Genomic DNA, 17,061 nt, shown 5'->3' with positions numbered 1-17,061 from the left:
TTTATTATGGGTTTTGTAATGTGTTTAATTCTCCTTTAGCTTTAATTAACTTGATCTCAGCTTGCTTATAATCTAACAATGCATTAGAATAATTTTGTTTTGCCTGTGTTAAAGCGTTTTCAGAATCCAACACTTCGGTAAGCGTTGCTAAACCATATTGATAATTAGACTGTGTATTATTCTGAACTCTCTCTGCAAGATCCACATTGTCTTTCGTGCTTTGAATATTGATGATAGAATTTTCCATATTCGTAATGGCATTCTTATAATCTAAGCTTAAAGTTAACTGCGTATTCTGGATATCCATATCTAGATCCTGAATATCAATTTCGGCTTGCTGAATTTTAGCTTTGGTAGCACCACCCGTAAAAATAGGTACATTGATATTCAAACCGATCGCTGAATAATCACTCCAAAGAACTCCATTATTTAACCCATTAGTGAGCGGGAATTTTTTCCCTGTCCCAGCCCAACCATAATTGGCCTGAAGACTTACAGTAGGATAAAGATAAGCCTCAGTAGCTTTTTTATTGAATTGAAGAAGCTCTCTGTTTTTGGTCTTTACTTTGATTTCCAAACGATCATCCAGATTCACATTGCTCGCAATAAGCTCTGGTTTTGGCTCAATGCTTTTTTCTTCCAATTCAATATCAGTACCGATTGGAACTCCCATATAAAACTTCAAAGCATTTTTTGAAAGTTCCACTGAGTTGATTAATGTTTGCTTGTTTGAACCAATATTCGTTAATTGAACATTCGTACGGTCTAAGTCGATTGCTTTCGCCAAGCCATTATCTACTAAGCTTTTAATAACATTTCTTACTTTCTGAGTATTCGCATAACTTGCTTCTATTGTTTTAAGGTTTTCAACCTGTACAAAAACCTGATAGTAAGCCGTTGCTACATTTTCAATGATCTGTTCGTTTGTCAACTGAGCATTCAAAACATAAAATTCTCTTGTAGATTTCGCAGCTTTAAGACCAATGAAAACTCTTTGATCAAAAATAGCCTGTTGAACTTGTACAACTGCACTAGAGCTCCAAGGCTGTCCCAACTGAGCAGTTATTCTTTCTCCTCCAAATTCAAGCAAAGACTGCTGAATCACCGGATTATAGGTTAAACCCGCAGTAGCACTTATCTGTGGCAATGCACTGGCTTTGGCTTCATCAATTTTATATTCAGCTTTTTTAATCTGTAAAGCAGCTCTTTTGGCTTCTGCTTTATTTTGAAGTGCCTCTTTAATAGCTTCCTGTAAAGAAACCTGCTTCTGAGCAGACACCGATGAAAAGCCGAAAATCATAAATGCAGCAGCTATCCCAATTTTTAGCTTATTTGCAGTTATACGTTTTCTTTTCATAATATTATTACTTCGTTTATTTTTTTAATCTAAATGTTCTTCGTGAGCGTTTTTATTTCTAAAGGACGATTCATTTTTGAAAATACTTTAACCTTATTTAGTTTTTAAACAACATATTTAAAATGATCTCCTTTCTTGCTGCAATAATCTTATCAAATTTTTCATCACTTATCATAAGATTTTCCATCAATAATGGTCTGATAGCACTTGGAAAAACCAATAATGAGATCATATTTAAGACAAATTGGATAGGTTCCATTTCCTCAATATTTCCCAATGCCATTTCCTTCTTTAGATCTTTGTACAATTTTTTCAGTTCATCTTCCTCAATATCTTTTTTATGGCAGTTTCCCTTATTGATCTGCGAAACGATATATGTTTCCAGATAAGGATATTGAAGGCTTGTAGATAAGCTATGCTCAATAAACTGGCTCATTTTTTCTTTGAATGGTAAATCTAAATTCTGAATGATCTTAGATTTTTCCTGCTCTACTTTCTGAGCTTCATCAAAAATAATCTGAATCAAATTATCCCTTGATCGGAAATAATAGTTGATCAGCGTTCTGTTGACTCCTGCTGCATCAGCAATTTCTTGCGTTGTAGCGTCAAACTTCCCTTTCACAAAGAATAAATTCTTTGCGGTGTCTTTTATCAGTTCCTGTGTTTGGTCTTTTTTCGCTTGTTTTGACATTATTGTTAAACAATTTTGTGCAAATATAAATCAATCATCTGTTTTGACAAAATTGTTAAACAAAATTATTAATGGAAATATTATGATTTGCATCAGGTTTTATAGAAGACAGTTAGAGATTTAATATTTAAAACTCTTTTAGATAAAGGGTTTTTATATATTTGCCGAAAATTAATAACCCATGCGAAAAATTTTACTTTTTTTCACACTCTTTATCTATGCTCTTTTATTTTCTCAAAATAAATCTTCCCAAAACAATGAGTTCAATTTCTATGAAAATAAAGGACAAATTGTTGATCAGGATGGAAAGAATAATATTGATGTGAAGTATTTATACCATTCTGCAGGCTTGAATGTTCAACTTCGCTCTAATGGTTTTTCTTATGATATTTACGAAACTAAGAAAAGCCCTAATCCCAATTCTTCAAAAAATAACAAGAATAAAATTCCAAATGGAAATGATTATCATTTGGATGAATTTATTTATGAAAAATCGTTCCACAGAATTGATATTGAATTATTAAACTCAAATAAAAATTCGAAAATCATAGTAGAAGGAAAGTCTCCTGATTTTGATAACTATTATAATATTCCAAATAAACCTAAAGGAATAACAAACGTTCATCGCTTTCAAAAAGTTTTATATAAAAATATTTATCCCAACATTGACTTAGTCTTTTTTAAGCCAAAGGATACTTTAAAACCAATTGAATACAACTTCATCATTAACCAAGGAGGGAGAGTTTCGGATATAAAAATGAAGTTTAATGGTGCTGCTGCTTCTATAAGGGATGGTAAACTTGCTATGAATGTCCGTTTTGGAGAAATTCATGAAAACATTCCTAACAGCTGGATCGAAGGAATAAGAAAAGAAAATATTAATGTTTCATTCAAAGATTTAGGAGATCAGACTTTTGGATTTAATTCGCCTGTAGATTCTTCAAATAAAATTATTGTCATCGATCCTGTACCTACAAGAATTTGGGGAAGTTATGCAGGAGGTTATGGAGAAGAATATGGAAAAATAAAAACTGACAATCAAAACAAACCTTATTTGTATGGAGGAACAACAAGCTCTTCTAATATTGCCACCACTGGAGCACATCAACAAAATTTAATAGGTCAAATGGACGCTTTTGTTATGAAACTTACAAAAGATGGACAAAGACTCTGGAGTACTTATTATGGAAGTCCTAAGAATGATTTTTTTAATGATGTAGATTTTGATGAAAACTATAATATCTATTTAGGAGGAAGTTCCGAAAAAACACTAACCAGAGATGCATTATTGGTAAAACTTAATTCTAACGGAAATTTAATTTTCTTTAAAGATTTTGGAGGTACAAATATTGACGAATGTTTTACTGTTTCTTATAATCAAAATCATATTTATATAGGAGGAGAGACAATGAGTACAAACTTTCCAATCCTAAATGCAGCTTATCCTTCAAAACCGAGTGGTGCTGGATATTTTGATGGCTTTTTAATAGATTTGGATAATTCTGGTAATGTACAATGGGCAACCTTTTTTGGAGGCACTTCAGGCTCCACTTCAATTTATAATATATTTTCATCCACTGATAATTTAGAAGTTATAGGAGCAAGCCAGTCCACTACAATACCAATGATCAATCCTTTTCAAGGTACTCACGCTGGTGTTTCAGATGGCTTATATTTAAAATTTTCAAAAGCAGGAACATTATTAAGATCTAGCTATTTTGGTGAAGCGGGACAGGAAACTATAAGAGAAGCTAGAATTATTAATAATACTTTAGTACTTGCAGGCGAATTTATGACATTTAATCCAACAGGAGGTGCTATTAGAAAGCCTGGCGTTTGGAAAGTAAATTTAAATACAAATGTAATAGATAAAACATACCTTCCATTTATTTACGAAATGCAATTGTCTGCCTATATAGATACTACAGGGAATATATTTTATGGAGGCTTGTCTTATCTAAATCAAACTGGCCTTGCAACTCCTAATGCATACATGACTACAACAGGACCCTATATAAAATCTTTCTTAGTAAAATATAATTCTAACAATATTAAAGAATGGGGAACATTTTATGGAGGAAATGGGGGTACACAATTAGGCTATACTACAAAAGACAATGAAGGCTATATTTATTTCACAGGAATGTCAAGTAACAATACAACAGGAATTGCTACTCCCGGAACTTTTCAACAACAAGGAGGACATCCCTCAAACGATATTTTTATAGTTAAATTCCAAGATTGTACATCATCTGGAATGGTCACCTCAAACTCTCCTGTCTGCATCAATTCAACAATTCAATTAAACGCAACAGGTGGAACAACTTATAATTGGACAGGACCCAACGGATTTACTTCAAATATACAAAACCCTACAATCCCAAATGCTATAGCTACTAATGCAGGAACTTATACTTGCCAGGTTTCAGGATCTGGAGCGTGCGACGGAAGCTTTACAGTAAATGTTATAGTTGGCGACACCGTAGCACCAGTTCCAAATATTCCAACTCTTACAGATATTACAGGAGATTGCCATACCGTTATTTCTACTTTCCCAACAGCCAATGACAATTGTGCAGGACTTATTACTGCTACTACAACAGACCCTCTCTCGTATTCACTTCCCGGAACTTATGTGATTCACTGGAATTATAATGATGGAAACGGGAATACTGCAACACAAAACCAAAATGTGATTATCGCAGCCCCTGCTCTTCCTACAACAGCAAATACAACTCAAACATTCTGCGCTACTAACCAACCCAAAATTTCAGATATCCAAATTACAGGACAAAACATCAAGTGGTATGATGCAGCTAACACGATTTTACCAATAACAACTCCATTGGTAAATGGACAAACGTATTATGCTTCACAAACAATAAATGGTTGTGAAAGTGGTAAAATTGCTATTCAGATTACGGTAAATAATACTCCAAGACCAATAGCAAATGCTACTCAAGATTTTTGTGCTTCTGCAAATCCTACGTTATCTAATTTAGTAATAACAGGAACTTCTCTGACGTTTTATAGTGCTACGGGAACTATTTTACCTAATACTACCCCACTTGTTCATGGGCAAACTTATTTTGTTACTCAAACTTTAAATGCTTGTGAATCTGAGAAATTAGCTATTGCTGTTACGCTTTCCACGAATAATGTTCCTGCTATTGACTTTTCAGATACATTATGTAACACAACCATCGCCAATACAATGATTGTTAATCTTCATTCTTACGAGAACAACATCATTAATAATCCTAATAACTATATTTTCACTTACACAGATAATACAGGAAATATCATCGCAAACCCATCAAACTATACTTTAAATATAGGAACTACTATCATTTATGTGAAGGTCTCAACACCTGATGGATGCTTTAATATTATAAGATTAAATATAACTTTAAACCCTAAACCAAAAATTAACCTCCCTGAAACTATAGAATTCTGTAAAGGCAAAACAATAACATTAGATGCAGGAAGTGGTTTCACCTCTTATCTATGGAATACAGGGGCAACTACCCAAACCATTATTGTTTCTACTCCCGGAAAATATTCTGTAAAAGTAACCAACAACTTTGGATGTGAAAATACAGATAATGTTCAGGTCAGTTATTCCGTTCTTGCGGAAATTGTCTCTGTGAATATTAGCAATAACACTGCTACCGTAGTTTTATCTGCAACGGGAAATTATGAGTATTCTTTAGATAATTTTACTTGGCAGGATTCTAATGTATTTAATAATTTAAATATGGGAGAATATACGGCGTATGTAAGAACTAAAGCAGGGTGTATTATTGGCGAAAAGAATTTTTCTATTTTCAATATTCCCAATGCAATTAGTCCAAACGGAGATGGAAAAAATGACAAATGGAAAATAGCAGGTCTTGAAAATTACCCTAAAACAGAAGTAAATGTTTACGACAGAAGAGGATTTTTGGTGTTTAATGAAATAACGATCAAAAAAGCGTTTGAATGGGACGGAAAACTGAACGAAACTCCGCTAGCTACAGGAAACTATTGGTACACCATAAAAGTTTCTGACGGAAGAATTTATACCGGCTGGTTGCTCATTAAAAACAGAGAGTAAGCATAACAAAACGGAGCAGAAAATTCTGCTCCGTTTTGTTTTATACTAATTTGATCTTATCATCCAGGATCTCAACAATCTTATCTTTATACAGTCCGCCAAGGGCCTTTTTAAAGTTCTTTTTACTCATTTGAAGTTCATCTTGGATCTCTTCCGGAGTAGATTTATCAGAAAGATAAAGTAAACCGTAATTGTCATTTAATTTATCCAGGATCTTTTGTTTAAACTCGTCGATATTTTCAAAACCTTCAGGCTGTAAAGAAACATCAATCTTTCCATCTTCACGGATTGCTTTGATGTAACCCGTTTCTTCAGATAAAGGATATAGTTTTTTGAAAACATCAGAAGTATAAATAAGTCCTATATATTTTTTGTTGACTACCACATTCCATCCCAATTCACTTTCGTTCATTAAAATCAAATCCACTTTATCTCCTTTTTGGAAAGGTAAATCTTGATACTGAGGATTTCTTTTGAATGTTGTAGTTCCAGTGATTAAATCTAATCTTTCATCAATATACAAATGAACCAAATATCTTTTTCCTTCGATAATTTTAGACTTCTGCTGTTTATAAGGAATGAAAAGATCTTTAATGATTCCCCAATCCATAAACGCACCACTTGGTAGACTTTGTACGCAGCCCATTACTGCAAACTCTCCTACTTCTGCCAATGGAGTTTCGGTAGTCGCTTTTAATTTATTATCATCCTGATATACGAAAACTTCAATTTCTTCATCGATTTCTTTTTCTTCATGAACAAAAATTTTAGGTAAAAAAGCTTTTTCACCAGATTCGTCCGTTAATATTAATCCAGAACTTGTTTTTTCTGAAATTTTTAAAGTTTGAGTTTTCCCTAATTGCATTAATGATAAAATTAAGCGACAAAGGTACGGAAAATAATTGCTAGTTTTTGGATGAGTGTCTTTGAGAGTTTTAGCTTCAAAGGACTAACATTATAATTAAAACAGTCTTATTTTTTAAATTACAACTGAATCTACTTTACCAAACAAAAAAAAGAGAAGCAACCCACTTCTCTCTTTTATCTTATTGAGCTATAAATTCCCTCAACTCGCGCTTACTACTTTCATAATCAAACGCATCGCTCACCAGAAAATATCTATTTTTATCAACACATTTTTTGTACATCGATTTGGCTAGCATCAGTTTGTTCTTATCAAAACTGATAGACTTTACAAGATCTCTGATTTGTTCTGATGTAAATTGGGAATTACGCATCTGCTGGTTAATCATTGCAATTTTACTGTCATCAAATGGCTCATTCTTAAAAATGGAAAAAAACTGACTAAAGGTATTATTATCCATCACATTCCCTGAATTATTCCAATTTCCTGATTGATTTCCGTAAGGGTTGTTCCAAACATCATTCCAGTCATTGAAACCATAAGAATCACTTTTTACAGGATAAGTATCTAATAAATACAAGCCATTATCCGTGAAAAAATCCAGAACTAATCTGTTATTATTTCTAAGTTGTAAAGTTGTTCGGTAAATTAAAAATCCATTATCATAAATCGAGATTGGAACTCTACCCGACTGTAAATCGAAAAAACGATATTTCCCTGAACCATTTGAAATCATTTGATCACCAAGTTCCACTGTAAAATATCCCATTTCAGGAATTCTTAGAAAAACTTCTGCGTATCCGTAATTTTTATTCCATTGATAATTGGGATTTCGTCCTCTGTCATTTTGATTATTCTGATTTCTAAATCCCGAATTATTGGAATTATTATTTCTGTTATCAAAACCTTTGCTCTTTGCCGACTGCATTTCTTATACAGAGGCTTCATTTCTTAAAAGCTCCCCTGCTTTTCCCGCTTCCTGTGCAAATGAATAAATTCCTGCAAAAAATAGTAAGCCGATAAAAATATTTTTCATAGATCGATTTCTTACGTCAATCTCCATTTTTGTGCCAAAAAAAAGAGAAATCAATACTGATTTCTCTTTCTATATTTAAATGATTAAAAATTAATCATTTATAATTACATATGAATTGGTCTTTTCCCAGTAGCATCCAATGCAGCTTCTTTAATAGCTTCTGCATATGTTGGGTGGGCGTGAGAACTTCTAGCAATATCTTCAGCACTAGCACGGAATTCCATTGCAATTACACCTTCTGCAATTAAGTCGGCAGCTCTTGCTCCGATGATATGCATTCCTAAAATTTCGTCTGTTTTTTCGTCAGCGATAATTTTTACTAATCCATCAACATCACCACTTGCACGGCTTCTTCCTAATGCTCTCATTGGGAAAGATCCTACTTTAATAGCAACACCTTCTTCTTTCAATTGCTCTTCAGTTTTACCAACTCCGGCAACTTCAGGCCAAGTGTAAACAACACCAGGAATTAAGTTATAGTTAACGTGAGGTTTTTGTCCAGCCAATGTTTCAGCAACAAAAACTCCTTCTTCTTCAGCTTTGTGAGCCAACATTGCCCCTTTGATAACGTCACCAATCGCATAGATGTTCGCAACGTTAGTCTGTAAGTGATCATTTGTTTTTACTCTTCCTCTTTCGTCAAGCTCAACACCTGCTTTTTCAAGTCCAAGTCCGTCTGTGAAAGGTTTTCTTCCTACAGAAACTAAACAATAATCTCCTTCTACTACAACCTCTGCTCCTTTTTTATCTTTAGCAGTGATTTTTACGGTATCTCCGTTTCTTTCTACTGCAGAAACCGCTGTAGAAAGCATGAATTTCATACCTTGCTTTTTAAGAACCTTTGTTAATTCTTTACTTAAAGCTCCGTCCATTGTAGGAATGATCTTGTCCATAAATTCAACAACTGTTACTTGAGCTCCTAATCTTAGGTACACAGAACCTAGCTCAAGACCGATAACTCCACCTCCGATCACCACTAAGTGCTTAGGGATTTCTTTAAGGTTTAACGCTTCTGTAGAAGTAATCACTCTTTCTTTATCTAGTGTAATAAAAGGTAATGAAGACGGCTTAGAACCCGTTGCAATGATTGTATATTTAGATTCGATGGTTTCAGTAGAACCGTCGTTTTTCGTTACTTTGATCTGAGTAGCAGATTCGAAGCTTCCAACACCTTCAAAAACAGTAATTTTGTTTTTGTTCATTAGATAGCTGATTCCGTCTGTGTTTTGCTTGATCACCTCGTTTTTACGCTCGATCATTCTTGCAATGTCAGCTTGAGGCTCATTAATAATGATTCCGTGACCTGCAAAATTATGTTTAGCATTTTCGAAATGTTCAGAGCTGTCTAGAAGCGCTTTTGAAGGGATACACCCTACATTAAGACACGTTCCTCCTAAAGTTGGATATTTTTCAATAATTGCTGTTGTGAAACCTAATTGTGCAGCACGAATAGCAGCAACATAACCACCAGGACCAGAACCGATTACGGTAACATCAAATTGACTCATGTTATTTTATGAATTTGTTTATTATTATCTCTTTAATTCTTACAAATTTACAGATTAATTACCAAGCACCAAAGTGAGATTTATCAATTTTGAAATAGAAATTTTCAATCTAGTGAAGATGTTATAAATCTACATTCACCTTCCCTTCTCCAAATGTTATGGTATTTTCAAAAAACGGACCTCCATACACATACCACTCAAGGTTTTCCAGATGTTCTACAGCATTTTCAGGTGTAATTTCTGAAAGATCTTTTTTGGAAACAATTCCTTTATACCATCTCCCTGAATTAGAATCATGGTCAAATTCAACAAAATAATGAACCCATATTCTTTGACAAAGTTTACATTGTTGAATCATTACTTCTGCATTTCTTCCGTTAGTATGATCTACACCTACTTCAGAACTTCTATATTCAGTATAGCTTTGGGTAGGTTTTTCGCAGGCACATCCTATTTTCGGGATTTTTCTCATGTATGAAAAATTGATTTTTTAGATAAAATTAATAACGTCAAAGGTAAGGAAATATAGAAACTCGTAATACATTCCTTAATCAAAAATAAGAACTTCTATTTTACCAACGATCTATTTATTTCTGAAAGATCTCATTCTTAGATGGATCCTTTTGCCTATGCATAGTAAATAATTTTATAACGAAAAATATCATTACCAACGTCATCAACAGAGATGGCATAATCTGACTGTAGGGCTTGTAATGAGGTAAAATAGTTCCTATAAAAGCAGACAAAAGACCGCTCAATGCGCTTATCATTTTACATGAATGTTCATAGATCCAAAGATTCCCATATCGGGATTTTGGGATAAAATAACGGGATATGTCATATAAAATAACCAAAAATAAATAGCCTACTGTTGAATAAATAATAACGGGATCCCAATAAAAACCAATTGAATGTAAATAGAATAAAAAATACACAGTTGTGATTACAGCAGCAATCATCGCAAATATATCTTTCCAGTACCGTACATTAGACTTTATTCTTACAATTCGGATTCCTGAATAAGTGTTGTATCCTGCCAACACTGTAATCACTAGCAAAAACATATTTCTTTTAAAAATAATAACTCCTGCTACCCCAGTAATAAAAATAAAGACCATTAAAACAGCAAACCAAAGACCTGCTTTTTTATGGAATAATGTTCCTTTTTTTTTCACTAACAAAGTAAAGCCAATAAGAAGTGCCAAAATCCCGCAAAAAACATGAATAATAATACTTACAGTATGAAATAGTGTATCCATTTTTTTATGGCAAAACTGCGCTAATAAATACAACCAATCGTCTTAATCTATAGATTAGGACGTACTATTATCTATTTGGACTTTTTATATTCAGAAGGAGTCATCCCTGTTTCTTCTTTGAAGATTTTATTAAAGGTAGATTTAGAATTAAAGCCAGATTCAAAAGCAATCCCCAAGATTGAATAATGATTATACTTTGAATCTTTCAATTTTTCCTTTACTTCATTTATCCGATAGGAATTAACAAACTTATAAAAATTGGTATTTAAATTTTGATTGACCATTTGTGAAAGCTGATTAGAAGATACTCCCAGGAATGAAGATAACTTTGAAAGACTAAGCTCCTCATCAAGATAAGGCTTCTCACTTTTCATATAATCTAATAGTTCTTCAGACATCTTCTGTAGCCTATCATCGGATGTTCCTGTTTTTTCTTGACTTTTTTCAAGATCATAATCTGGAACTGCAATAGGTTGATCAATAATAATACTTTGCTTCAATCCGAAAAATACCATAATAAAAACATAGATACTTTGAATGGCACCTACTATTTTAAAAAGATCTTGAAACGGGAGTTGATAAGACCTAGGCCCCAGCGAAATGATCCCGAATATAAAGACAAGAAGAAAGATTAATGATAAAATAATCCATTTTAACCAATTAAGATTTATTTTCTCAAGTGAAGAGTAATATTGGGGCAAGATTTTCTGATATTTTCTTAAAGCAAGATAACACAGTATAATATACACCATAGGAATAAAAACCATGGGTAAAGTAAGTAGATCCAACAACAATTCATGCTGACCAATATCAAAATAAGGTATATTATCTACAAATATAATTTTCTTGCAAAAACAAGAGGTCAAGATAAAAAGAAGATTATATCCTACAAAAAATAACGAATGCTTTAGAATATACTTTCGGTGAAAAGGTATTGAAAATGCTATGGAGCTTACATACAGATAAAGCACAGATATACTAAGAATCGGAAATGTAAATCCAACAGTCTGTAAGTATTGTGGCAACAAAGAAGGGAATACATAATATCCAATATTGGCTATACAGATGATAAGCCAAACCATAAAATACTTATCTGCCTCTTTTTTATATTTTTTGGAAAGCAACAATAGAATACACAAAAGAGAAACTGCCATTCCCGAAAAAGAAATACCTTCAATAAGCATATATCTTGTTTATTTCTTCATCAAATCTAGCAAGACCTTTTCGTATTTATCTAAAATAATATCTTTTGAAAATCTTGAGCTGATAGAGTTTTTAATTGAATCTTTATCATAAGTTTCATGAAGAATACTCATCACTTTTTGTGAAAAATCTTCATGATTTTCAATGTCAGAGATTTCACCATTAATACGAGGTTGAATGATTTCATTAATTCCTCCCGGACAATTATTGGCAAGAGAATATGTTCCGCAAGCTCCGGCTTCCAATAAAACATTTGGAAAACCTTCATACCTTGAGGAAAGAATAAATAAATCTGCAAACTTTAGGAACTGATAAGGATTTTCCTGTCTTCCATGAAAGAAAACATTTTTTAATCCTAAGAAATCCTTCATTTGGTGTAAAATTTCTCTATCGTTTCCATCACCTAAAATATGGAGTAAAATATTTTCGTTTTTAAGCCTTGAAAAAACTTTCAGCAAATTGTCGAACCCTTTTCTGGCAGATAAATTTCCAATGGCTACAACATTTTTATAATTGTATTTAAAACTTTCAGGCTTTACAGCATTTAATAGTTTTTGGTCTATAAATTCGAAATCAACAGGATTATTTATTTTAATAATTTTCTGTGACTTTATGTTGAAATTTTTAGTCAAATCCTTCAACATATCATCACTTTGTGCAATAATTCTCTGGTAATTATTATAGAAATTATAGAAAAACTTTATTTCCTTTCTCGTCACATGCTCCGTTACAACATTGGTTTCTCGGGCAATGAATTTTGTTCTCGGAAAAAGTTTTATAAACAAAGCTAAGTAAGCATTTACCTCTCCAAAACCAGAAAATACAATATCCGGTTTTCTTCTATAAATCTCACCTAAAATAGGCTTTAAAGAATGTCTGATTCTTTCTGTATTAATATCAATAATTTCAACATCTTTCCTAAGAAGATTAAGATATCCGCCTTTCTTACGTAAAAGCAAAATCTTAGGTTCAAACCGATCTCTGGAAAGATGATTTGCTATTGTGGTAACAATTCTTTCTGCACCTCCGGTTTCCAAATCCGGCAGAATAAACATAACAGAAATTTTTTTCATTTGTTAATTAATAAAAAGTTTTATTGACCTTTAACCCCAAACTTTCAAAAACAGGAATAATTTCGTTAATATTTTCTACGCTTAGAAATACATATTCGTCTTCCTTGAAATTCATCCCGCCTCTTGTGAAAAAAGAAAAATCTTCATCATTGCTTCCAAAAATATCCTCTGGCACTCCAAAAATGATATTTCCAAAATAGTTATGATTCATTTCTACATTAACCCTTTTTATCTCTTCAAAATTTTTAGATTTCAAAATTTCCTTTTTTGATTTTTCAGCTACAATTATTCTTTGATTTGTTATTAAGTAATAATTATTTTTTAAATCAAAATACCTCAAGCCCCATCGAAAAAAAGCTATGTAGAGGGCTGTAAAAAACATAACTATTGCAAAAATGAAAAAAGGAGCATTCATATTTACAAGAAATAAGATGGAAATCCCAAGAAAGAAAAAGGAAAAAACAATTCTAATTTTTTCAGTCATATTAAAAAAGAAACTCTTCTTTGGAAGAATTTCTTTTAAAATTACTTCATTAAGATTTAAAAACATTTTAAATTACTTAATTAGCTACATCACTGATAAACTTGATTCTCAACATTCTTACTTCTTCATCAGAAAGTTCATCTCCAAACTCGTCTAACAAGACTTTCATGCTGTCGCTTTCAGACTCGGTCATGAATTCCATGAAACCGTCTACAATATCTTCATCAAAATTATCTTCAATATAATAATCGATATTCAACTTTGTCCCTTGATAGACAACACTTTCCATTTCCTTTAACAATTCATTCATTGATAAATTCTTGGCTCTTGCAATATCTTCAAGATCAATCTTTTTGTCGGTACTTTGGATAATGAAAACTTTATGGCTGGATTTATTAGCCACCTGTTTCAAGACCATATCTTGAGTACGTTCTATATTATTATCCTCAACGTAAGTTTTTATAAAATCTGCGAATTCTTTACCGTATTTCTTAGCCTTTCCTTCACCAACTCCATAAATTTTAGATATTTCATCTAATCTTATAGGATACTGTACTGTCATATCTTCCAAACTTGGATCCATGAACACTGTGTAAGGAGGAATACCGTATTTCTTCGCTACTTTTTTTCTTAATTCTTTTAATTGTCCAAATAAATTTTGGTCTAAAGTTCCACTTGCCTGCATTTGAACCTGATCGCTTTCTGCTTTTGTCTGAGATAAATCAAACTCTCTGTCTTCAGCAATCAAGAATGCGTGTTCTAATTTTCCATTTAAAACTAAATGTCCTTTTTCAGAAATTTTTAAAACACCATAGGTTTCAATATCCTTCTGTAAGAAATTTTGAACAGTGGCCTGTCTTAAAATCGTTTTCCAGTAATTATCTTTTTCCTCTTTTCCGAAACCGAAATAAGAAGTCTGTTCTAATTTATACGATTTTGTTACGGCGCTTTCTTTACCTACAATAACAGAAATCAAATCTTTAGATTTGAATTTTTCGCCTGTCATTTTGATGAGTTCCAACACCTTTTTCAAATCTTCTGTGGCATCTTTTAATTTTGGAGGATTTGATGCATTATCACACATGTTGGCTCCTTCACCCGTTACCGGATCAAAAATCTCCCCAAAATAATACAGAATATACTGTCTTCTGCTCATAGAAGTTTCGGCGTAACCAACCACTTCATTTAAAAGCTGTAACCCAATCTCTCTTTCCGAAACAGGCTTCTGAGCTAAGAACTTCTCTAGCTTCTCTATATCTTTCGGGTCGTAAAATGAAAGGCAATATCCTTCTCCTCCGTCACGACCTGCACGACCTGTTTCCTGATAATAACTTTCCAATGATTTTGGAAAATCATAGTGAATCACAAATCGAACATCCGGCTTGTCAATTCCCATTCCGAATGCAATTGTAGCTACAATCACATCAGCATCTTCCATCAGGAATTTATCCTGATTGGCAACCCTTACCTTTTGGTCAAGTCCGGCATGATAAGGTAAAGCATTGATTCCATTAACCTGTAAAAGTTGGGCAAATTCTTCAACTTTTCTACGGCTTAAACAGTAAACAATTCCTGACTTCCCTTTTCTTTGATTGATAAATTTTACAATCTCTTTATCTACATTAACTTTCGGACGTACTTCATAATATAAATTGGCACGATTGAAACTTTCCTTAAACACCAATGCGTCTATCATTCCTAAAGTTTTCTGGATATCATCCTGAACTTTTGGAGTTGCTGTGGCTGTTAATGCAATCACCGGAACATCGGCAATTTTATCAATAATCGATTTTAAATTCCTGTACTCAGGTCTAAAATCATGTCCCCATTCCGAAATACAGTGTGCCTCGTCTATAGCAACGAAAGAAATTTTCACATCTTTCAGAAACTCAAGATAATCTTCCTTGATTAATGATTCCGGAGCTACGTACAACAGTTTTGTTCTGCCACTTTTAATATCGTCAAAAACCTGTTTGGTCTGTGTTTTGTTTAGTGATGAATTTAGAACATGCGCAACCCCTTCGTCAGACGAAAGGCCATTTACGGCGTCCACTTGATTCTTCATTAATGCTATTAAAGGCGAAACCACTATCGCAGTACCTTCGGAAATAAGAGCTGGTAGTTGGTAGCATAAAGACTTACCCCCTCCTGTCGGCATCAAAACAAATATATCCTTTCCGTCTAACAGATTTTCTATGATCTCCTCTTGTTGACCTTTAAAGGTAGAAAATCCGAAATATTTTTTCAATTCGCCTGATAAATTGGCTTTTTTTGCGCTCATCTAATTTTGTATTGCTAAATTTGCATCCATCCCAAAGTTATAAATTTTTTGCTGAAAATAAAAGCGAACGAATTTATAAAAATAAAATTTATATTAAATATTCTTTTTAAAGTATAATTTTATATCAGGATATTTTTGTATACAAAATTGTAAAAGTAAAAATGGAAAGACCGAATATCATTTCAATCGCAAAAAGCACGTTAGAAATAGAAATTTCAGAACTTGAAAAATTAAAAAACAGAATAGACGACAATTTTGTTAAAGCGGTAGAAATTATTCACTCCGCAAAAGGAAAATTAATCGTTGTAGGAATCGGAAAATCTGCCCATGTTGGAAATAAAATCGTAGCCACATTAAACTCTACAGGCACTCCATCCCAGTTTCTTCATGCTTCAGAAGCCATTCATGGAGATTTGGGAGTTATTCAAAAACAGGATGTTGTTTTATGTATTTCTCATTCGGGAAACTCTCCTGAAATCGTAACCCTTGTTCCTTATTTAAAAGATTATTCTTCTTCTTTGATTGGAATGACAGGCAATAAAAAAAGCAAATTAGCAGAATTTTCAGAAATTATTTTGGACACTCATGTTGACATGGAAGCTTGCCCGAATAAATTAGCACCAACAAGTTCCACCACTTTACAAATGGCATTGGGAGACGCTTTGGCCATCGCTTTGATGGAATTAAATGATTTTAAAGAAAATGATTTTGCGAAATTTCATCCCGGAGGAAGCTTAGGAAAAAATTTAATTTCAAAAGTTGATGATTTTCTATCTTCTCAGAAACCTCAGGTTACCGAAGACGCTACCGTAAGAGATGTTATTATTTCTATCAGCGCATCAAGACATGGAATTACCGTGGTAACGAATGAAGATCAAATCATTGGAGTTGTTACTGATGGAGATCTAAGAAGAATGCTGATGAAAGGCGAAGATGTTTCTAAAGTTTTAGCGAAAGATATCATGTCTGCCCATCCGAAAACCATTGAAAGAAATGCATTGGCAAAAGAAGCCATGAAAATATTAAAAGAAAATAATATCGGACAGCTGATCGTAACAGAAAATGGAAAGTATTTCGGCATTATTGATCTGCATAAGTTGTTGGATGAAGGAATTAATTAAGATGAGAGTTTGAAGCTCTAGATTTTAAATTTCAGCCCTTGAATTTTAAACATCTATCTTCTCACTTTACTGAAACTTTTTTCATAA

General features: G+C 32.9%; 13 protein-coding genes. 2 read left to right on the top strand and 11 right to left on the bottom strand.

Annotated features, from left to right (window positions below; genetic code table 11):
- Nucleotides 1-4 precede the first annotated feature (4 nt).
- Entirely contained in the window at nucleotides 5-1,357 is a 1,353-nt protein-coding gene (locus BUB80_RS03070; protein WP_073290825.1) for a TolC family protein, read from the bottom strand.
- A gap of 97 nt (nucleotides 1,358-1,454) precedes the next feature.
- A complete protein-coding gene (locus BUB80_RS03065; protein WP_073290823.1) occupies nucleotides 1,455-2,048 on the bottom strand; it encodes a TetR/AcrR family transcriptional regulator in 594 nt (197 codons plus the stop codon).
- Between the two features lie 181 nt (nucleotides 2,049-2,229).
- Between BUB80_RS03065 and BUB80_RS03060 the strand changes: the two genes are divergently transcribed.
- On the top strand, nucleotides 2,230-6,144 hold the full coding sequence (locus BUB80_RS03060; RefSeq protein ID WP_073290822.1) for a DUF7948 domain-containing protein: 3,915 nt from the start codon (nucleotides 2,230-2,232) through the stop codon (nucleotides 6,142-6,144).
- A gap of 40 nt (nucleotides 6,145-6,184) precedes the next feature.
- On the opposite strand, the gene BUB80_RS03055 is transcribed toward BUB80_RS03060, so the two are convergent.
- From BUB80_RS03055 to recQ, 9 genes are all read right to left on the bottom strand, one after another.
- Nucleotides 6,185-7,009 (bottom strand): CvfB family protein, encoded by an 825-nt coding sequence (locus BUB80_RS03055; RefSeq protein WP_073290821.1) that lies wholly within the window; start codon nucleotides 7,007-7,009, stop codon nucleotides 6,185-6,187.
- Between the two features lie 181 nt (nucleotides 7,010-7,190).
- A complete protein-coding gene (locus BUB80_RS03050; RefSeq protein ID WP_083547011.1) occupies nucleotides 7,191-7,937 on the bottom strand; it encodes a DUF4476 domain-containing protein in 747 nt (248 codons plus the stop codon).
- A 212-nt stretch (nucleotides 7,938-8,149) separates the two neighbouring features.
- On the bottom strand, nucleotides 8,150-9,553 hold the full coding sequence (gene lpdA, locus BUB80_RS03045; protein ID WP_054509254.1) for a dihydrolipoyl dehydrogenase: 1,404 nt from the start codon (nucleotides 9,551-9,553) through the stop codon (nucleotides 8,150-8,152).
- Between the two features lie 121 nt (nucleotides 9,554-9,674).
- The gene (locus BUB80_RS03040; protein WP_073290820.1) at nucleotides 9,675-10,025 is read right to left on the bottom strand and encodes a hypothetical protein; all 351 of its coding nucleotides are present in this window, start codon (nucleotides 10,023-10,025) and stop codon (nucleotides 9,675-9,677) included.
- Between the two features lie 115 nt (nucleotides 10,026-10,140).
- Nucleotides 10,141-10,812: a DUF2306 domain-containing protein gene (locus BUB80_RS03035; RefSeq protein WP_073290819.1), complete on the bottom strand. Its 672-nt coding sequence runs from the start codon at nucleotides 10,810-10,812 to the stop codon at nucleotides 10,141-10,143.
- Nucleotides 10,813-10,883: 71 nt separating this feature from the next.
- On the bottom strand, nucleotides 10,884-11,996 hold the full coding sequence (locus BUB80_RS03030; RefSeq protein ID WP_073290818.1) for a helix-turn-helix domain-containing protein: 1,113 nt from the start codon (nucleotides 11,994-11,996) through the stop codon (nucleotides 10,884-10,886).
- A 9-nt stretch (nucleotides 11,997-12,005) separates the two neighbouring features.
- Complete coding sequence (locus BUB80_RS03025) at nucleotides 12,006-13,088, bottom strand: glycosyltransferase (RefSeq protein ID WP_073290817.1); 1,083 nt, start codon at nucleotides 13,086-13,088, stop codon at nucleotides 12,006-12,008.
- A gap of 7 nt (nucleotides 13,089-13,095) precedes the next feature.
- Entirely contained in the window at nucleotides 13,096-13,638 is a 543-nt protein-coding gene (locus BUB80_RS03020; protein WP_073290816.1) for a YdbT family protein, read from the bottom strand.
- A 10-nt stretch (nucleotides 13,639-13,648) separates the two neighbouring features.
- Entirely contained in the window at nucleotides 13,649-15,853 is a 2,205-nt protein-coding gene (gene recQ, locus BUB80_RS03015; RefSeq protein WP_073290814.1) for a DNA helicase RecQ, read from the bottom strand.
- 161 nt (nucleotides 15,854-16,014) lie between these two features.
- Here recQ and BUB80_RS03010 point away from each other — a divergent pair, with 161 nt between their 5' ends.
- Nucleotides 16,015-16,974, top strand: a complete 960-nt coding sequence (locus BUB80_RS03010; RefSeq protein WP_073290812.1) for a KpsF/GutQ family sugar-phosphate isomerase — start codon at nucleotides 16,015-16,017, stop codon at nucleotides 16,972-16,974.
- The last annotated feature ends 87 nt before the right edge of the window (nucleotides 16,975-17,061 follow it).

Origin of the sequence: Chryseobacterium polytrichastri (assembly GCF_900142445.1) — a bacterium.
Lineage (GTDB): Bacteria > Bacteroidota > Bacteroidia > Flavobacteriales > Weeksellaceae > Chryseobacterium > Chryseobacterium polytrichastri.
The sequence above is the reverse complement of the archived record's forward strand: the minus strand, read 5'-3'. Positions and strand labels throughout refer to the sequence as shown.